At 63.9% G+C, this 17774-nt stretch carries 18 protein-coding genes; 8 read left to right on the top strand and 10 right to left on the bottom strand.

Annotated elements, in window-relative coordinates; genetic code table 11:
* The gene (locus HRQ64_RS14955; protein WP_172123970.1) at positions 1–1050 is read right to left on the bottom strand and encodes a lysine-2,3-aminomutase-like protein; all 1050 of its coding nucleotides are present in this window, start codon (positions 1048–1050) and stop codon (positions 1–3) included.
* A complete protein-coding gene (epmA, locus tag HRQ64_RS14960) occupies positions 1047–2102 on the bottom strand; it encodes an EF-P lysine aminoacylase EpmA (protein WP_210258679.1) in 1056 nt (351 codons plus the stop codon). The genes HRQ64_RS14955 and epmA overlap by 4 nt, the downstream gene beginning before the upstream one ends.
* Positions 2103–2257: 155 nt before the next feature.
* On the opposite strand from epmA, the gene efp reads away from it, so the two are divergent.
* On the top strand, positions 2258–2827 hold the full coding sequence (efp, locus tag HRQ64_RS14965) for an elongation factor P (protein ID WP_127753832.1): 570 nt from the start codon (positions 2258–2260) through the stop codon (positions 2825–2827).
* Between the two features lie 53 nt (positions 2828–2880).
* On the opposite strand, the gene HRQ64_RS14970 is transcribed toward efp, so the two are convergent.
* Positions 2881–3108: a DUF2934 domain-containing protein gene (locus HRQ64_RS14970; protein WP_127753833.1), complete on the bottom strand. Its 228-nt coding sequence runs from the start codon at positions 3106–3108 to the stop codon at positions 2881–2883.
* A gap of 179 nt (positions 3109–3287) precedes the next feature.
* A complete protein-coding gene (locus HRQ64_RS14975; protein WP_172123974.1) occupies positions 3288–4013 on the bottom strand; it encodes a Crp/Fnr family transcriptional regulator in 726 nt (241 codons plus the stop codon).
* Positions 4014–4120: 107 nt separating this feature from the next.
* On the opposite strand from HRQ64_RS14975, the gene HRQ64_RS14980 reads away from it, so the two are divergent.
* The 6 genes from HRQ64_RS14980 to HRQ64_RS15005 all read left to right on the top strand — a co-directional run bounded on the left by HRQ64_RS14980 (position 4121) and on the right by HRQ64_RS15005 (position 11366).
* Entirely contained in the window at positions 4121–4900 is a 780-nt protein-coding gene (locus HRQ64_RS14980; protein ID WP_172123976.1) for an SDR family oxidoreductase, read from the top strand.
* A gap of 290 nt (positions 4901–5190) precedes the next feature.
* On the top strand, positions 5191–6501 hold the full coding sequence (locus tag HRQ64_RS14985) for a sugar ABC transporter substrate-binding protein (protein ID WP_172123978.1): 1311 nt from the start codon (positions 5191–5193) through the stop codon (positions 6499–6501).
* Positions 6502–6666: 165 nt separating this feature from the next.
* A complete protein-coding gene (locus tag HRQ64_RS14990; protein ID WP_172123980.1) occupies positions 6667–7539 on the top strand; it encodes a sugar ABC transporter permease in 873 nt (290 codons plus the stop codon).
* Positions 7540–7757: 218 nt separating this feature from the next.
* Positions 7758–8588 (top strand): carbohydrate ABC transporter permease, encoded by an 831-nt coding sequence (locus HRQ64_RS14995; protein WP_172123982.1) that lies wholly within the window; start codon positions 7758–7760, stop codon positions 8586–8588.
* A gap of 154 nt (positions 8589–8742) precedes the next feature.
* The gene (locus HRQ64_RS15000) at positions 8743–9747 is read left to right on the top strand and encodes an ABC transporter ATP-binding protein (RefSeq protein WP_172123984.1); all 1005 of its coding nucleotides are present in this window, start codon (positions 8743–8745) and stop codon (positions 9745–9747) included.
* 143 nt (positions 9748–9890) lie between these two features.
* Positions 9891–11366, top strand: a complete 1476-nt coding sequence (locus HRQ64_RS15005) for a mannitol dehydrogenase family protein (protein ID WP_172123986.1) — start codon at positions 9891–9893, stop codon at positions 11364–11366.
* 64 nt (positions 11367–11430) lie between these two features.
* Here the strand turns inward: HRQ64_RS15005 and HRQ64_RS15010 are convergent, their stop codons facing one another.
* Positions 11431–11919, bottom strand: coding sequence for a DUF4142 domain-containing protein (locus HRQ64_RS15010; protein WP_172123988.1), 489 nt, complete (start codon positions 11917–11919; stop codon positions 11431–11433).
* Between the two features lie 300 nt (positions 11920–12219).
* Here HRQ64_RS15010 and HRQ64_RS15015 point away from each other — a divergent pair, with 300 nt between their 5' ends.
* Positions 12220–12660, top strand: coding sequence for a potassium channel family protein (locus HRQ64_RS15015; protein ID WP_172123990.1), 441 nt, complete (start codon positions 12220–12222; stop codon positions 12658–12660).
* A 30-nt stretch (positions 12661–12690) separates the two neighbouring features.
* On the opposite strand, the gene HRQ64_RS15020 is transcribed toward HRQ64_RS15015, so the two are convergent.
* Genes HRQ64_RS15020 through HRQ64_RS15040 form a run of 5 tightly spaced genes read right to left on the bottom strand, consistent with a single transcriptional unit; the run spans position 12691 to position 17771 of the window.
* Complete coding sequence (locus HRQ64_RS15020; RefSeq protein WP_172123992.1) at positions 12691–13929, bottom strand: amidohydrolase family protein; 1239 nt, start codon at positions 13927–13929, stop codon at positions 12691–12693.
* 15 nt (positions 13930–13944) lie between these two features.
* Positions 13945–14919 (bottom strand): oligopeptide/dipeptide ABC transporter ATP-binding protein, encoded by a 975-nt coding sequence (locus HRQ64_RS15025; RefSeq protein ID WP_172123994.1) that lies wholly within the window; start codon positions 14917–14919, stop codon positions 13945–13947.
* Complete coding sequence (locus HRQ64_RS15030) at positions 14912–15916, bottom strand: ABC transporter ATP-binding protein (protein WP_172123996.1); 1005 nt, start codon at positions 15914–15916, stop codon at positions 14912–14914. The genes HRQ64_RS15025 and HRQ64_RS15030 overlap by 8 nt, the downstream gene beginning before the upstream one ends.
* 37 nt (positions 15917–15953) lie before the next feature.
* Complete coding sequence (locus tag HRQ64_RS15035) at positions 15954–16898, bottom strand: succinylglutamate desuccinylase/aspartoacylase family protein (protein WP_127753846.1); 945 nt, start codon at positions 16896–16898, stop codon at positions 15954–15956.
* Between the two features lie 30 nt (positions 16899–16928).
* Positions 16929–17771, bottom strand: coding sequence for an ABC transporter permease (locus tag HRQ64_RS15040; RefSeq protein ID WP_127753847.1), 843 nt, complete (start codon positions 17769–17771; stop codon positions 16929–16931).
* Positions 17772–17774 lie beyond the last annotated feature (3 nt).

The following is a 17774-nucleotide window of genomic DNA, read 5'->3' on the forward strand; positions in this document are numbered from 1 at the left end:
CTATCCGGCAGGCGGATAGCGATGCTCCTGCCCCTGCCAGTCCCGCACCGTAAAGCATCCATCCCCGCCCGCAATCGCCGCTTTGCCGATATCAGCCTTGCCATGGCCGCCGGGCAGGTCGAGCACATAGGTCGGTTGCGCCAGCCCGGAAATGCGCCCGCGCAACGCCGCCACCAGCGCCTGCCCCTCCTCGATGCTGACCCGGAAGTGGCTCGTCCCTGGCGCGAGGTCCGGGTGGTGCAGATAATAGGGCTTGATCCGGTTCTCGACAAAGCACCGCATCAGCTCGGCCAGCACCGCCACATCGGCATTCACCCCCTTGAGCAGCACCGACTGGCTGACCAGCGCAATGCCCCCATCGGCCAGCCGCGCCACCGCGGCCCGTGCCCCCGGGGTGAACTCCCGGGGATGGTTGGCATGCACGGCAAGATAGGTGGTCTTGCCACTCGCCTTGAGCGCTGCCACCAGTTCATCATCCACCCGCCCCGGCTCCACCACCGGCACCCGCGTATGAAACCGCACCACCCGCACATGCGCAATGTCGGCCAGCTTCTCGGTGATCGCCCGCAGCCGCCGCGGCGACAGCACCAGCGGGTCGCCCCCGGTCAGGATCACTTCCCAGATTTCATCATGCGCGCGGATATAATTGAGCGCCCACTCCAGCGCTTCGGGTGCGAGCGTCCCCAGCCCCTGCGGGCCTACCATCTCGCGCCGGAAGCAGAACCGGCAATATACCGGGCACACATGCACGGCCTTGAGCAGCACCCGGTCTGGATAGCGATGCACGATCCCCTCCACCGGCGAATGGCTGAGGTCCCCGATCGGGTCGGCCCGCTCCTCGGGCGTCGTGTGCAACTCCGACAGCTGGGGGACGAACTGCGCCGCGATCGGGTCCGCCGCATCCGCCGGATCGATCAGTTCCACGAGCTCAGGCGTCAGGGCAATGGCATAGCGCGCCGCCACCGCCTCGAGCCCGACCACCTCGCCCGGCGCCACCAGCCCTGCCGCCGCGAGCTCGCCCGCCGTCCGGATCGGCCGCCCGTCGCTCATGCGCCAAACTCCGCCACCGGCACCCATTGCACCAGATCGATCCGCGGCGCCCCGGTGGCCAGCATCACCAGCCGGTCGAACCCCAGGGCAATCCCGCTCGCCGCCGGCATCAGCGCCAGCGCGGACAGAAACTCCTCGTCGATCGGGTAACGCTCCCCATAAAGGCGCTGCTTTTCATTCATCTCGGCCTCGAAGCGCTGCCGCTGCTCCTCTGGATTGGTCAATTCGCCGAACCCGTTGGCCAGCTCCACCCCACAGGCATAAAGCTCGAACCGTTCCGCCACCCGCGCATCATCCGCGCAGCGCCGCGCCAGCGCCGCTTCCGCCGCTGGATAGCGATCCAGGATCGTCACCCGCCCCAGCCCCAGATTGGGCTCGACCTTTTCGGTCAACACGAGGCTGAAGAGATAGCTCCAGCTATGCTCCGCCGGCACCTGCAGCCCCTGCCCCCGCATCTGCGCGGCCAGCGCTGCCGCATCCGTCTCACCCTCAGCGTCCATCGTCGCCAAAAGATCAATCCCGGCAAAGCGCGCAAACGCGTCCACCACGCTCAACCGCTCCGGCTCGGCGACTGGATCGGCTTCCCGCCCGCGAAACCGCAGCCGCTCTGCCCCTGTCGCCGCGACCGCCAAACGCAACAGCGCCATGCAGTCAGCCATCAGCGCGGTATAGTCCTCGCCCACCCGATACCATTCGAGCATGGTGAACTCCGGGGCATGCAGCGCCCCCCGCTCGCGATTACGCCAGACATGCCCGAGGCTGGCGATCCTGTGCTCGCCTGCCGCCAGCAGCTTTTTCATCGCAAATTCGGGCGAGGTATGCAGGAACGCGCGATGCCCCACCCCGTCATTGCCAATGGCAGTGGTCTCAAACGCATGCAGATGGGTTTCATTGCCCGGCGAGCGCTGCAAGCCGGGCGGATCCACGAGGATAAAGTCGTGCTCGGCCAGGTATCCCCGCACCCCCGCCTCAGTCCGGTTGCGCGCCAGCAGCACGGGCCGACGGTCCCGATGCAGCTCGGGCGTCCACCATGGCGACGGGGCAACTGGCAAGGATTGGCGGGGCAACTGCGCCTCTTTCATGCTCGGGGCTGGTGAATTTGCCGGATTTGGGGTATCGGGCGGCACCGAACAACCCATCCACGTCCCGGCCGGCGCTCTGTGCCAACGCTTTAGGCCGCCCGGTCGGCGTGAACAAGGAAGAAATAATGGTCAAGGTCATCGCCTCTTCGCTGCGCAAGGGCAACGTCGTCGAGCAGGACGGCAATCTGCACGTCGTCCTGACGGCTGAGAACGTGCATCCCGGCAAGGGCAACTCCATCACCAACGTCAACATGCGTCGCATCAGCGATGGCGTGAAGGTCGTTGGCCGCTGGCGCACCGTCGAAATGGTCGAAAAGGCCGACGTCGATGACCGCGAATACGACTATCTCTACTCCGATGGTGAAGGCCACCACTTCATGAACCCGGAGAACTACGAGCAGATCACCGTGGCCGATGACGTGATCGGCGACCAGAAGGCTTATCTCATCGATGGAATGAAGGTTCACCTCAAGACCTTTGAGGGTACTGCCCTTTCCATGGAATTGCCCCAGCGCCTGACCTTCGAAATCGTCGAGACCGAGCCGGTGGTGAAGGGCCAGACGGCGTCCTCCTCCTATAAGCCCGCCGTTCTCAACAATGGCCTGCGCGTCATGGTCCCGCCCCATATTGGCGCCGGCACCCGCATCGTCATCCTGACCGAAGACAATTCCTATGTGGAACGCGCCAAGGACTGATCCCTGCCGCCATTCCAGCTTACGCAGCGGGCCCCTGTTCGGGGCCCGTTTGCTTATGCGTCGTCGTCTTCGATTTCCTCGGCCACATCGCGCCAAATCTCTTCGGCGCGGCCAATGGGCGTGCCTTCCGCCAGCCAGCGGTCATAGGCCATCTGGCGCAAATGCATTTCCTTGGCCTTGACCCAGTACTCAAAGCTTCGCCCTTCCGGGCGGCCATCCTGTTCCCACAGAAAATAGGCCGTGTTCCTGACCGCCTCGGCCAGCTCGGTATTCTTCAGCATCTGATTAGTCAGTCACCCTGTGACGTTGTGAACAACCGCCAGCTCCCGCTGCCAGCGACTTGCCATATGTTAGCTTGCCACGAGCCGCTCGCGAAAGCCTTCACCTAGGTTGGTTATCGCCGATTTGATGGCGCCATGCGTCACCCTATCTTGGTCCGGCCGCTTCGGCCCGCCCAAGCTCAGCCGCAAAGCGCCTGCAGACGCTTGAGATCGGGCACTTCGACTTGCCGGTTATGGGTCACCTCAATCACCCCGAGCTGGCGCAATTTGCTGATCTGCCGGGACACGGTTTCAAGGGTCAGCCCGAGAAAATCCCCGATATCGGCCCGCGTCAGCGGCAGCTCGAACCGGGCGCCGGCCTTGAGGTCCGCCACTGGATCCGAGTGCGTGGCCAGCAGGTAAAGAAAGCTCGCGAGCTTTTCCTGGGCGCTCTTGCGGCCCAGTGTCACCATCCAGTCTCGCGCTTCGTCCAGTTCGCGCAGCGTTTGCTGCATCAACCGATGTTCGAGCGCCGGGTTCTCCGCAATTAATCCCTCCAGCGCCCGCTTGGGCACCACGCAAAGCTCCACCGTCGAGGCCGCTTCCGCCGCCACTGCATTTTCGTGTCCGAACAAGCGCCCCAGGAAATCGGGAGCGAATTGCAGCCCTACCACCTGCTGGCGCCCATCCTCGAGCACCTTGGTCAGCTTGACCACGCCGCGCATCACATTGGCATAGGACTGGATCTTGGTGCTTTCCCCGATCAGCTCGGTTCCGGGCTCGTGGCGCGCCTTGTGCGTCGCCTTGGCCAGCGCCACCAATTGCTCGGGCTCCAGCACGCCGCACATGCCCCGGTGCCGCGCTTCGCAACTGCGGCACAGCACTGGCACGTCCGAATTGTGGATATCCTTGCGATCGGCAGCCATGCGCACTCCTGCTAAACGCTGTGTTTAGCGGCGATGCGCCCTAAAAACCAGTGGACAAGCCGTGATCCAGTCGCAACGCTGGGCTCCACTTCCTGGAGGACCACACTGTGCCCGCATCTACGCTCACCATTCCCGACCTTGCCGGCAAGGCCGTTCTGATAACCGGCGCCTCGACGGGCATCGGCGCCGCCCTCGCCCAGGCCTTTGCCGAACAGGGCGCTCTTGTGGGCTTGCACTACAACAGCAGCGCCGATCAGGCCACCACCCTGGCCCAGTCCATCGAAGCCGCCGGCGGCACCGTCTTCCTGGTTCAGGCCGATGCGTCTCGCCAGGGTGAACTGGCTCGCGCCGTCGAAGACACCGCCGCACGATTCGGCCGCTTGGACGGGCTCATCAACAATGCCGGCGGCATGGTCGCACGCCAGCCTTATGCGGAATGGACCGACGAGCTTTATGACGCCGTCATGGACCTCAACGCCCGCTCGGTGCTCTCGGCCACCCGCGCGGCCATTCCGCACCTCAAGCGCAATGGTGGTTTCATCATCAACACCACCTCGATCGCAGCGCGCAACGGCGCCAGCAATGGCGCGGGGCTTTACGGTTCCTCCAAGGCCTTTATCGGCAATGTCACCCGCGGCATGGCCAAGGAGCTGATCCCCTTTGGCATTCGGGTCAATGCCGTAGCGCCCGGGGTGATCACCACGCCCTTCCATGAGCGCTATTCCACCCAGGCTCAACTTGATGCCGCTCTTGCTACCATCCCGCAGGGCCGCCTGGGCGTCGCCGAGGACTGCGTCGGCGCTTACCTGTTTTTGGCCTCCGACTCCCTGTCGAGCTATGTCATCGGCCAGACTATCGAGGTCAATGGCGGCCAGCTGATGCCCTGATCGACCCACCCTGCCGCACCGCATTTTCCCCGCCGATCGCCCCCAAAGCGGTCGGCGGCGTTCATTCCAGCCCCCCCAATCGAAATGCTTAGCCGCCCTCCGGAGGGCGGCGCCCAATGTCTCATCAGCATTACCACAGATAAATCTGTGGATCGGCGCAATTTGCCGTAGTTTATCTCAGGCGGAAGCCATCCCTTGCCAAGCATAGCAGGCTTGACAACTAGCCACGGAAGGCGAGTACTTGCCCCATCGCCGCAGCAACAAAATTGTTGCGGCTTTGGGAGGAAACAATGCAACTCACACCCCTGTTTGTGGGCGCGTTCACACTTGCGCTCGCCGCTTCCGCTTCGGCCCAGACCCTCACCATCGCGACCGTCAACAATGGCGACATGGTGCGCATGCAGGGTCTCTCGCCGGCCTTCACCGAACAAACCGGCATTCAGCTCAATTGGGTGATCCTGGAGGAGAACACCCTGCGCCAGAACGTCACCACCGACATCGCCACCAATGGCGGGCAGTATGACGTGATGACCATCGGCACCTATGAAGCGCCGATCTGGGCGCGCCAGGGCTGGCTCGTGCCCCTCGACGTGCTGAGCGCCGATCCCGAATATGATGTTGACGACATTCTTCCCCCGGTGCGCGCGGGCCTCTCCTACGAGGACAAGCTTTATGCCGCCCCGTTCTATGCGGAATCCTCCTTCATCATGTACCGCAAGGACCTGATGGAAAAAGCCGGGCTCACCATGCCCGATGCGCCCACCTGGGAGTTCGTAGGCCAGGCCGCCCGCGCCATGACCGACCGCGCCAACGACATCAACGGCATCTGCCTGCGCGGCAAGGCGGGCTGGGGCGAAAACGTCGCCTTCATCACCGCCATGGCCAATAGCTTTGGTGCCAGTTGGTTCGACGAAAACTGGCAGCCCCAATTCGATTCCCCCGAATGGAAGGAAACGCTCGACACCTATCTGGCTCTCATGGCCGATGCTGGGCCGTCCGGTGCATCCTCCAATGGCTTCAACGAAAACCTGACCTTGTTCCAGCAGGGCAAGTGCGGCATGTGGATCGATGCCACGGTCGCGGGCTCGTTCGTCACCAATCCCGACGATTCCACCGTCGCCGATCAGGTGGCCTTCGCCCTGGCGCCCGATGCCGGCCTCGGTAAACGCTCCAACTGGCTCTGGGCCTGGTCGCTGGCCATTCCCAATTCCAGCCAGCAAAAGGAAGCGGCCGAGCAGTTCATCAACTGGGCGACCAGCAAGGACTATCTCAATACCGTCGCCGCACAGGACGGCTGGGCCAATGTGCCTCCGGGCACCCGCACCTCGCTCTATGAAAACGCGGAATATCTGGAAACCGCGCCCTTCGCGCAGATGACCATCGACTCCATCAACGCGGCCGACCCGAGCAAGCCCACGGTCAATCCGGTGCCCTATACCGGCATCCAGTTCGTCGCCATTCCCGAGTTCGCCGGCATCGGCACCAATGTCGGCCAGCTCTTCTCGGCCGCCCTTGCCGGCCAGATGAGCGCCGACGACGCCCTCGCCCAAGCCCAGGACGCCACCCTGCGCGACATGACCCGCGCCGGCTACATCAAGTAAAACCAGCGGCCACATCGCCGTGCCGCGGCTCTTGCCCTTCCCTCCCCCCTGAGGGAAGGGATCGAGGGAGGGGGTCCCTCAGTGGACAACTGCACCCCCCCACCCCACCCCCCCCTCAAGGGGGGAGCAAAGACGTCGGTACCCAATGGCGGGGAGACAAAAAGCATGGCCACAGCCCAGACCCGCACCCTGTCGCGCCTGATGATGGCCCCGGCCGTGATTGTCCTTTTCATCTGGATGATCGTGCCGCTGGTGATGACCCTGTGGTTCTCGTTCCAGAACTACAATCTGCTCAACCCAATGATGACCGGTTTCGCCGGTTGGGCGAACTATGTCTATGTCATCGGCGATCCCAGCTTCACCCAGGCTCTCGTTAATACGCTGCTGCTGGTCGGGGGCGTGCTGCTGATCACCGTCATTGGCGGCACCTTCCTCGCGCTGCTGCTCGATCAGCCCATCTGGGGCCAGGGCATCTTGCGCATCATCGTCATCTCACCCTTTTTCGTCATGCCCCCGGTCGCCGCGCTGGTCTGGAAAAACGGCTTTATGCACCCGGGCTATGGCATGCTGAGCCACCTCTGGCGCGCCTTTGGGCTGCAGCCGATCGACTGGTTCAACCAGTTTCCCCTGCAGTCCATCATCGTCATCGTCGCCTGGCAGTGGCTCCCCTTCGCCACCCTGATCCTGCTGACGGCTCTCCAGTCCCTCTCCGAAGAACAGCGCGAAGCCGCCGAAATGGATGGCGCCAAGGCGGTCAACCGCTTCCGCTACATCATCCTGCCCCATATGGCCCGGGCGATCACCATCGTGATCCTGATCCAGACCATCTTCCTTTTGGGCATTTTCGCCGAAATCCGCGTCACCACCGGCGGCGGGCCCGGCTACGCCTCCACCAACCTCACCTTCCTCGTCTTCCGCACCGGCATTCTCTCCAACGACATCGGCGCCGGCTCCGCGGGCGGCGTGGTCGCCGTCATCCTCGCCAACATCGTCGCCATCTTCCTCATGCGCGCGGTGGGAAAGAACCTCGATGAGTAGCGTGCTTAGCAAGACGCTCCTACCATGCCCTCCCTCCCCCTTGAGGGGAGGGCAGGGGTGGGGGTCCCTCCGTGCTCACCTGCAGGTAACGGCGAAGGCAATCCTTTGCGGGAACACCATCCCCCATCACGAACCCGATCTCACCCTCCCCCTTGTGGGGAGGGCCAGGGAGGGGCTTGCTGCAGCTGCCTCCCGCACCTCGCTCGGGAGAACCTGACATGGCCCGCAACGCCTCCACCGGCACGCGCATCGGCTTCACCCTCCTCGCCTGGGTGATCGCCCTCCTCTTGTTCTCGCCCATCCTTTGGACGGTGCTCACCGCCTTCAAGACCGAGGCTGAGGCCATCGCCGCCCGCCCGACCTTTTTCCCGCAAACCTTCACCCTCGAAAACTTTGCCGCCGTCCAGCAGCGCAGCGACTACATCAAGCACGCCACCAATTCGGTGATCGTTTCGCTGGGCTCAACGCTGCTCGGCCTCCTGATCGGCATCCCCGCCGCCTGGGCCATGGCCTTCGCCCCCACGCGCCGCACCAAGGACGTGCTGATGTGGATGCTCTCCACCAAGATGATGCCGGCCGTCGGCGTGCTCATCCCGATCTACCTGATCTTTCGCGACCTGCGCCTGCTCGACACGGTGCACGGGCTGACGATCATCATGACCCTGATCAACCTGCCCATCATCATCTGGATGCTCTACACCTACTTCAAGGAAATCCCGGTCGATATCCTTGAAGCCTCGCGCATGGATGGCGCCGAGCTCTGGAACGAGATCGTCCATGTCCTCGTCCCCATGGCCGTGCCCGGCATTGCCTCGACGCTCCTGCTCAACGTCATCCTCGCCTGGAACGAAGCCTTCTGGAGCATCACCCTGACCTCGGGCCGCGCCGGCACGCTCACCGCCTTCATCTCCTCCTTCTCCTCGCCCCAGGGCCTGTTCCTCGCCAAACTCTCCGCCGCCTCGCTCCTTGCCATCGCACCCATCCTGCTCCTCGGCTGGTTCAGCCAAAAACAACTCGTCCGCGGCCTCACCTTTGGAGCGGTGAAATGATGTTTGTCCTCCCCGCGAATGCATCGGCTCCTGTGCACCCCTCCCCCTTGAGGGGAGGGGAAGGGGTGGGGGTTCAGGCCTCTCCACACATCCGGCGCTCACCCGATCGCCCGCATCCTGCGCCTCAGTTGAATACACCGGAGGGCTAACAATCATGGGCTCCATCACCCTCGAACACGTCCAGAAATCCTTCGGCGATGTGCATGTCATCCCCGATATCTCCCTCGATATCCGCGAAGGCGAGTTCGTGGTCTTTGTCGGCCCCTCCGGCTGCGGCAAGTCCACGCTGCTGCGCCTGATCGCGGGGCTCGAGGACACGACAGGCGGCCGCATCCTGCTTGACGGACAGGACATGACCAAGGCGCCCCCGGCCCGGCGGGGCCTCGCCATGGTGTTCCAGAGCTACGCGCTCTACCCGCACATGACCGTGCGCGACAACATCGCCTTCCCCCTCAAAATGGCCAAGGCGCCCAAGGAGGTGATCGAGCAAAAGGTCGAATACGCCGCGCGCACGCTCAACCTTTCCTCCTATCTCGATCGCCGCCCCCGCGCCCTCTCCGGCGGCCAGCGCCAGCGCGTCGCCATCGGCCGCGCCATCGTGCGCGAGCCCAAGGCCTTTCTCTTTGACGAACCGCTTTCCAATCTCGACGCCGCCCTGCGCGTCAACATGCGCCTCGAGATCACCGAACTGCACCAGCAGCTCAAGACCACCATGGTTTACGTCACCCACGACCAGGTCGAGGCGATGACCATGGCCGACCGCATTGTCGTGCTTAATGCCGGCAAGGTCGAACAGTTCGGCTCCCCGCTCGAGCTCTACAAGCGCCCCGCCAACCGCTTTGTCGCCGGCTTCATCGGCTCGCCCAAGATGAACTTCATCGACGGCCCGGAAGCGGGCAAGCACGACGCCCATTCCATCGGCATCCGCCCCGAACACTTCGCCATCAGCACCACCCCCCTGCCCGGCGGCTGGCGCGGCGTTGTCGGGGTCGCCGAACAGCTGGGCTCCGACACGTTCCTCCATGTCCATCTCGAAGGCATGGGCCTCATGACCGTGCGCACTGACGGCGAGCAGATCTTCAGCCACGGCGACGAGGTTTATCTTGCCCCCGATCCGACCCGCATCTACCGCTTCGATGCGGGTGGTGTGGCGATCTAGTCAGTCGCGCAATGGCGGGACCATCGACGCCCTCCTCTCGCGGGAGGGATTGAGGGTGGGGTCGGCCAATGCTACGCGACATCAGCGCGACTCCGGCCCCTCTTTGCCGGAGGAACCGCTCGCCGAGGCTTCGAGGACCAGATATGACCACCAAGCTTTCCGCCGCCACCCTCTCCACCCTCTCCACGGCGTCTGTCCCCGCCTATGATCGCGCGGCCCTCACCCCCGGCATCGTGCATTTCGGCGTCGGCAACTTCCACCGCGCCCACCAGGCGGTTTATCTCGATGATCTCTTTGCCACGGGCCGCGACCATGATTGGGCGCTGATCGGCGCTAGCGTGCGCGAGGCCGATGAAGCCGTCCGGCAAAAGCTCGGGGCCCAGGATTGGCTGACCACCGTGGTGGAGCAGGAAGCCGACCACAGTTCCGCCCGCGTCACCGGCGCCATGATCGACTACATCCAGCCTGGCGACAGCGCCGCGATCCTCGCGCGCCTCGCCAATCCGGCCACGCGCATCGTCTCCCTCACCATCACGGAGGGCGGCTATTATATCGATCCGGCGTCCCAGCGCTTCGATCCGACCCACCCCGATATCGTCTATGACGCCGCCCATATGGATGCGCCCAAGACCACCTTCGGGCTGATCCTGGCCGGCCTCCTCGCCCGCCGCAACGCCGGCATCACTCCCTTCACCGTGATGAGCTGCGACAACATCCCGGGAAATGGCCATGTCACCCAGAATGCCGTAGCGGGCCTTGCCGAACTCGTCGACCCGGCGCTTGCCCAATGGGTGCGCACCGCCGTTGCCTTCCCCAATGGCATGGTCGATCGCATCACGCCCGCCACCTCCGAGCGCGAACGCGCGCTGCTGCTCGAGCAGTTCGGCATCGAGGATAATTGGCCTGTCCTTTGCGAAAGCTTCCGCCAATGGGTGCTGGAGGATAATTTCCCTGCCGGCCGCCCGGCGCTCGAAACGGTCGGCGTGCAATTCGTCGACGATGTTGCGCCCTACGAGCACATGAAGATTCGCATCCTCAATGGCGGCCACGCCACCATCGCCTATCCTGCGGGCCTGCTCGACGTGCATTTCGTGCACGAAGCCATGGAACATCCCCTCGTCTCGGCCTTCCTCGCCAAGGTCGAACAGGATGAAATCATCCCCGTCGTCCCCCCGGTGCCCGACACCGACCTGGGCGACTATTTCGCGCTCTGCCAGCGCCGCTTCGCCAATCCCAAGATCGGCGACACCATTCGCCGCCTCGCGCTCGATGGCTCCAACCGCCAGCCCAAATTCATCATCCCGACCGCCATGGATCGGGTGGCCGCCGGCCAATCCGTCGCCGGCATCGCGCTGGTGTCGGCCCTTTGGTGCCGCTATTGCTTTGGCACCACCGATAGCGGCGCCACCATCGCGCCCAACGATCCTTCCTGGGATCGCCTCACCCAACAGGCCGCCGTCGCCAAAACCGACCCACAAGCCTGGCTCGGAATGACCGATATCTATGGCGATCTCGGCCGCAACCCGGCTTTCGCCGCCGCCTTCGGCACGGCGCTCAACAGCCTCTGGCAGCACGGCACTTCCGCAACGCTCGAGCGCTATCTCGCCGGCGCGCTCTAGCCTGCAACAAAAAAGGCTCCGTCGCGCAGACGGAGCCTTTCGACAAAACTCGGCAATCGGGAGCTTATGTGAGCGAATTGCGGATCGAGTTCAGCATCACCAGATGCGTCTGGATGCCGGTAACCCCGACCATGGACGCGCCACGCGCCATCGGATCATCGCCATTCTTGGCATAGGTCTGGTGGATCTTGAGCAGCTCTTCATGGCCTTCGATCTGGCCATCGATATACATCGCGTCGAACTCGGCGCCATCGGCAGCTTCAAGTGCTGCCAGCTTTGCCGCGTGCTCTTCGCTAAGGCCCGCTGCACCGGGCTCGGAGCCAAAGGCTTCGGCAACAGCCTCCTGCTCGGCGATTTCAAGCTCGGCAAAGGTCTTGACCGAACGGTTGGTAGCCTTTTGCGCCGCCAGCTTGCTGGTGGCGGTCGCATAGTCGCCGCCCATCAGCGCCGGCAGCTTGGCCTGGTCGACACTCGAGGTCTGGGCAAAGGCAACGCTGGCCATCGGCAGCAAGGCAAGGGCGGCCGTGCCGGCCATAATGGTACGTCTGTGCATGTGTTCTCCTTTCGGGAAGATGATGCCCAAACAACCCCGCCCTATACTGGCTGTTCCGCCCCTATAACTTGCGGCAGCAAAGATCGTCTGCCACAATTTCCAGCGTGCACAGCAAAACAGTACTGACACCACCACCGCCGCGGAGAAGTCGGTGTAAAGGCGGTCGCAAATAGTCAAAACTGTTTTGTTACCACCTCTAACAGGAACCAATTCACCCGCCCATGTCTCTCGGCGATTGACTAAGGTCCGCCCAGCCCTGCCTAGTTCGGCCGACATCGACCAACACACCGAACCCCCACCATGCCAGCTTCGATCTCTATTCTCGCGCTCGGAACCGGGCTGATCGCCGCCACGGTCTTGATCCACGTCCTGGGGTTGATCTCCATCACCCGGACCGCAACGGGGCTCGCCAAACGCTTCCGGCTGGCCCGCTCACACCACCGCATCGGGCTCATGATTGGCGTGGTGCTCGGTCTCTTCGCCGTCGCGACGGTGGAGATCTGGCTTTGGGCCTTTTGCTTCTGGGCGCTTGGCGTCGCGCCCGATTTCGACACCTCGCTCTATCTCTCCACCATCACCTATTCCACCGTCGGCTTTGGCGATGTTGTCCCCGCCCCTTCCTGGCGCCTGCTCGCGGCCCTCGAAGGCGTCACCGGCTTTTTGATGATCGGCTGGTCCACCGCCTTCCTCGTCACCGCCGGCATCCGCTTTGGCCCCTTCCGCCCGGGCGAACACTTCTAGCGGCCGCAGTCTCGGCCCGGCGCGGCCTGCTCAAGCCCTAGCGAACTCGTCCTTGAATACAGCGCCATCGCGCATGATCAGCGCCAGGTTCTCAGCCTTGCCCAGCACTTCGATGTCGCTGAGCGGATCACCATTCACCACCAGCAGATCGGCGAGAGCTCCCGGTGTAATCGTGCCCAGTTCGCCTGCCATGCCGCAAAGTCGCGCTCCAATCAGCGTGGCCGACTGGATGATCTCGGCCGGGGTAAGCACCTCGGCCAAGAGCCCGAACTCGCGGGCATGATATGCGCGCAACTGCCCCAACAGATCCGAGCCAAAGGCCATGGGCAAGCCGGCATCGCGCATGATGGCGAGGGACGCGAGCCCACCCTGGCGCACCGTATCGATCTTGGCGAACTCCGCCTCTCCCAGCCCGAGCGCCTTGCCCTCCAGCCACAGCGCCTCATAGGCCACCAACGTTGGGACGGCGATGCACCCGCGCTTCGCGGCCATCTCCGCGGTTTCGCGTGTGATCAGATTGCAGTGCTCGAGCGAATGCACACCCAGTTCCACGCAGCGCCGGATTGCAGCATCGGTGTAAACATGGGCAGAGACATAAAGCCCGGCATTCTCGGCCTCCTCCACCATCGCGGCGATCTCGTCGCGCGAATACTGGATGGAGTGAATGGGATCGTTGGGCGAAGACACCCCGCCATTGGCCATCACCTTGATGAACCGGGCGCCTTCCTTGATCATGGTCCGGCAGGCCGCCCGCACCTCGTCAACGCCATCGGCGATCAGGCCCATCGAGCCCAGCCGGTCCGACATCATCCCCGGCCGGGCATCGGTGCGCGGACGCAGATCGGCATGCCCGCCGGTCGTGGTCAGCCCCTTGCCGCAAATAACGAGGCGCGGGCCGTCGATCAGCCCCTCCTCGACGCCCCGAACCAGGCCGTGATCGGCCCCACCAAGGTCGCGCAGGGTGGTGAAGCCGCGTTGCAGCGCTTCTTCCATCACCCGTGCCGAGCGCAGCCCGGCCAGCGAGGACGGGGCCACCATATTGGACCAGAGATCGAGGCTTTCCGCCACCACATGCACATGGCAGTCGATGAGCCCCGGCATCAGCGTGGCGCCATTGAGTTCCACCCGCCGCGCCTGCGACGGCGCCTCGATGCTCTCCCCCACCGCAACGATCCGCTTGCCGTCAACCAGCACGTGCAGGTTGTCGCGCAAGACGCCGGCCTCGGTATCGAGCACGCGCCCGCCGGTCAAAAGAATGGGCTGGTTCATCGAATTACTCTCGCTCTAGCGGTGGTGGCAGGCGGCGAAGCGGTCCTCGCCCCGCGGCGTGAGCGCCGGCTCCTGCGTCTTGCAGATTTCGGTCGCAAGCGGGCAGCGCGTATGGAACGGGCAGCCCGAAGGCTTGTTGATGGCGCTCGGCATGTCATCGCTGCTGGCGCTGAACCGATGCCGCTGGCGCGGATCAAGGCTTGGCGCCGAGCGCATCAGCAATTCGGTATAAGGGTGCACCGGCGCGGCAAAGATGGGTGCCTTGGGCGCGAGCTCGACGATCTTGCCCAAATACATCACCGCCACGCGGTGCGAGATATGCTCCACCACGCCCAGATCGTGCGAGATGAACAGAAACGACACGCCCAGATCCTTTTGCAGATCACCCAACAGGTTGAGGATCTGCGCCTGCACCGACACGTCGAGCGCCGACACCGGCTCGTCGCACACGATGATATCGGGCTTGAGCGCCAAGGCACGCGCAATGCCAATGCGCTGTCGTTGCCCGCCGGAAAACTGGTGCGGGAAATTGTCGGCCTGATCGGGCCGCAGCCCAACCCGGTCCATCAGCCGCCGCACTTCGGCATCGCGTTCGGCCGGCGTGCCAATGCCGTGGATATCGAGCGGCGCCCGGATCGCCTGCCGGATGCGCTGGCGCGGATTGAGCGAGGAGAACGGGTCCTGGAACACGATCTGCATGCGCCGGCGATAATCGCGCAGCGTGCGGCGGTTAAAGGTTGTGATCTCCTGACCATCAAAGGACACGCGCCCGCCCGTGGGGGATACCAGCCCCATCAGCGCGAGGCCGGTCGTCGACTTGCCACAGCCCGATTCCCCCACCAGCGACAGCGTTTCGCCCCGTCCGATGGCAAAACTCACCCCATCCACGGCTTTGACGGCGCCCACCTGGCGCTGGAGAATCCCGGCGCGAACCGGAAAATGCACTTCGAGATTTTCAACGGCGAGGAGCGGCGAAGCGTTATCAAGCATCAACATGTTCCCAACAAGCGGCCAGGTGTCCGGGGCGCTTCTCGACCAGGGGCGGACGTTCCTCGAAGCACCGCTGCGAAGCGCGCGGACAGCGCGGCGCAAAGGCACAGCCCTTCGGCAAGTCCCAGAGCGGAGGCACCGTGCCGGCGATATCCACCAGCCTTTCGCCGATCTGCTGGCCCGGCACCGAGCGCGGAACGGCCCCCATCAGGCCCAGCGTATAGGGGTGGATGGGTCGATCGAAGAGGTCATAAACACTGGCCTCCTCCACCCGGCGCCCCGCATACATCACCACCACCCGGTCGGCGACCTCGGCCACTACGCCCAGGTCATGGGTGATCAGCACCAGCGCCGTGCCCAGTCGCTCCTGCAGGTCCGAGATCAAACCCAGGATCTGTGCCTGGATGGTCACATCCAGCGCCGTGGTCGGCTCGTCGGCCACGATGATGCGCGGATCGCAGGCCAGCGCCAAAGCGATCATGGCGCGCTGCCGCATGCCGCCCGAAAGCTGGTGCGGATATTGCCGGGCCCGCCGCTTGGGGTCGGGCATCTGCACCAATTGCAAGGTCTCGATCGCCCGCGCCATGGCATCGCGATGGCTGATCTTGCGGTGCTGCCGCACGGCCTCGGCGATCTGCTCGCCGATGGTCAGCACCGGGTTGAGCGCGGTCAGTGGCTCCTGGAAGATCATGGCGATCTGCTCGCCCCGGAAATCCTCCACTCGCCGCTCACCCATGGCGAGGAAATCCTCGCCATTGATGTGGATCTGCCCCGAGGCGACATAAGCCGCCTCGGGCAGGAGGCGCAGCAACGACAGCGCCGTCATCGACTTGCCGCACCCTGATTCACCCACGATGCAAACGGTTTCGCCGGGCGACACCGTCAGCGCCATTTCCGAAACAACAGCGAATGAGCCATGCTCGCCGCGAATGCGCACTTCGAGGTCCGCAACGGCCAGCACGGGTTCGGCAGCAATCGGGGCGGGTGTTGGGCTCATAGGCGTTGTTCCTTTTGCGGGGCGCGGCGCGAACTGGCTATTGCTCGGCGCCGTCGAGATTGCCGACCATGAAGCCATAGTCACCCGCTTCCACGAGATTGCGCGTCAGGTGCTGCATGACCATGATGCCGTTCTCGAACGGGGTTACGATCTCCTCGATGGTCTCGAAGTCATAGGGGCTGACCACACGGCCCAGCAGGCTGCCGCCCTTGATGATCTCGCCATTGGCCGGCGCCAGGGGCTCGAGCCAGCCGCCATGCTTTGGCCGGATGCCGGCAAGTTCGGTCACCACCACCTGCTGGGGATTGGGCATCACCTCGCCCTCGATGGAGCCAATCACGCGCAGCTGGTTGAGGAGCCCCGCGACGGTGCGCTCCACATAGGGGGTCTGGTCGACAATGCCGCCACCCAACTCGATGGTGACGACCTTGGTGCCATGCCGGTCCATCGACACGCTCTTGCTGGTACCCGCATAAACCGTGCCCGCCTTGCCGCTCACCGGGCGATACAGGATCTTGGAGCCAAAGGCGCGCGAGAGCGGCTCGTCGTTCCAGATATAAACATAGTCAACCGTCGGCCGGTCAGTGCCCGAATGCAGGTCAAGATTGAAGTCGAGCTTGGCAAAGAACTCCTCTGCCAGCGCATGGGCCAACTGCTGCGAATAAGGGCCGCGCGGATCGCCGGGGAACTCACGGTTCAGGTTCAGCTGGTCCAGCGGGTTGTGACGGTGATTGACCGCAAAGGAGCGCGGATTGGCCACCGGCAGCAGGATGATGCGGCCCTTGAGCTTGACGTCCTTGATCTGCCGGTAAAGCTCGAGAATGGCCTGCGAGCCGGTGTTTTCATTGCCATGAATTGAAGCGCAGATGCCAACGGTCGGCCCGTCCTCTTCGCCAACCAGTTCGTGCATGAACAGCACGGCGTCGCTGCCATCGGCATGGGTGGTGAATTTGGGGCGGAGCTTGTTGATCGCCTTGACCATTGGGTAGTCCTTTGTTCGCAGAAAGATTGGTTACTTGTTGCCAGCCGAGCGGCTGAGCTGGCGTGGGTCGAGAATGTCGCGCAACCCGTCGCCAAGCAGATTGAAGCCCAGCACCGTGACCATGATGGTCGCGCCCGCGATGATGGAGAGCCAGGGCTCGTCGCGGATGAAGCGGGTGCCATAGGAGAGCGTCCAGCCCCAGGTTGGAGTTGGGGGCGGCAGCCCGAAGCCGAGAAACGAGAGCGCCGATTCAGCAATGATCGCGGTGCCCAGCCCCAGCGAAGCCAGCACGATGATTGGCCCCAGCGCATTGGGCAGGATTTCCCGGAAGATGATGCGGAGCGGCGAAGCCCCGAGCGCGCGGGCTGCCTGCACATAGTTCTGCTCGCGCAGCACCAGCGTCGTTGCCCGCACCACTCGCGCATATTCGGTCCAGAACACGATCACCAGCGCCAGCGAGATATTGTAGATCCCAGGCCCCAGCACCGCGATGATCGCCAGCGCCAGGACAATGGCGGGGAAGCCGAGAAAGATGTCGGTGATCCGCATCAACAGCAGGTCGACCCAGCCGCCGAAATAGCCGGCAACCAGCCCAACCGTGGTGCCGATCACCACGGCCCCGCCAACCGACATCAATGCTACGGACAGCGACACCTGCGCCCCGAACACGAGGCGCGACCACAGGTCCCGCCCGAAATTGTCCGTGCCCAGCCAGTGCTCGGCCGTAGGCCCGGCAAAGCGGTTGCGCATATCCATCTGCTCAACGCCGTGGGTAGCCATATAGGGCGCGAGGACAGCGCAAAGCACGATGAACAGCGTAATCAGCGCGCCCACGACAAGCGAAGTGTTGCGGAAGATCTTGGGAATACGCATCGG

The sequence above is a fragment of the Devosia sp. 919 genome, assembly GCF_013185965.1.
Classification (GTDB): domain Bacteria; phylum Pseudomonadota; class Alphaproteobacteria; order Rhizobiales; family Devosiaceae; genus Devosia.

Coding starts and splice junctions, on each gene's coding strand:
- HRQ64_RS14970 (WP_127753833.1), bottom strand. CDS start 3,108: ATGCTGAAGAATACCGAGCTGGCCGAGGCGGTCAGGAACACGGCCTAT.
- HRQ64_RS15015 (WP_172123990.1), top strand. CDS start 12,220: ATGCCAGCTTCGATCTCTATTCTCGCGCTCGGAACCGGGCTGATCGCC.
- HRQ64_RS15040 (WP_127753847.1), bottom strand. CDS start 17,771: ATGCGTATTCCCAAGATCTTCCGCAACACTTCGCTTGTCGTGGGCGCG.
- HRQ64_RS15025 (WP_172123994.1), bottom strand. CDS start 14,919: ATGCTTGATAACGCTTCGCCGCTCCTCGCCGTTGAAAATCTCGAAGTG.
- efp (WP_127753832.1), top strand. CDS start 2,258: ATGGTCAAGGTCATCGCCTCTTCGCTGCGCAAGGGCAACGTCGTCGAG.
- HRQ64_RS14975 (WP_172123974.1), bottom strand. CDS start 4,013: ATGGCTGCCGATCGCAAGGATATCCACAATTCGGACGTGCCAGTGCTG.
- HRQ64_RS15010 (WP_172123988.1), bottom strand. CDS start 11,919: ATGCACAGACGTACCATTATGGCCGGCACGGCCGCCCTTGCCTTGCTG.
- HRQ64_RS15000 (WP_172123984.1), top strand. CDS start 8,743: ATGGGCTCCATCACCCTCGAACACGTCCAGAAATCCTTCGGCGATGTG.
- HRQ64_RS14985 (WP_172123978.1), top strand. CDS start 5,191: ATGCAACTCACACCCCTGTTTGTGGGCGCGTTCACACTTGCGCTCGCC.
- HRQ64_RS15020 (WP_172123992.1), bottom strand. CDS start 13,929: ATGAACCAGCCCATTCTTTTGACCGGCGGGCGCGTGCTCGATACCGAG.
- HRQ64_RS15005 (WP_172123986.1), top strand. CDS start 9,891: ATGACCACCAAGCTTTCCGCCGCCACCCTCTCCACCCTCTCCACGGCG.
- HRQ64_RS14955 (WP_172123970.1), bottom strand. CDS start 1,050: ATGAGCGACGGGCGGCCGATCCGGACGGCGGGCGAGCTCGCGGCGGCA.
- HRQ64_RS15035 (WP_127753846.1), bottom strand. CDS start 16,898: ATGGTCAAGGCGATCAACAAGCTCCGCCCCAAATTCACCACCCATGCC.
- HRQ64_RS14995 (WP_172123982.1), top strand. CDS start 7,758: ATGGCCCGCAACGCCTCCACCGGCACGCGCATCGGCTTCACCCTCCTC.
- HRQ64_RS15030 (WP_172123996.1), bottom strand. CDS start 15,916: ATGAGCCCAACACCCGCCCCGATTGCTGCCGAACCCGTGCTGGCCGTT.
- HRQ64_RS14990 (WP_172123980.1), top strand. CDS start 6,667: ATGGCCACAGCCCAGACCCGCACCCTGTCGCGCCTGATGATGGCCCCG.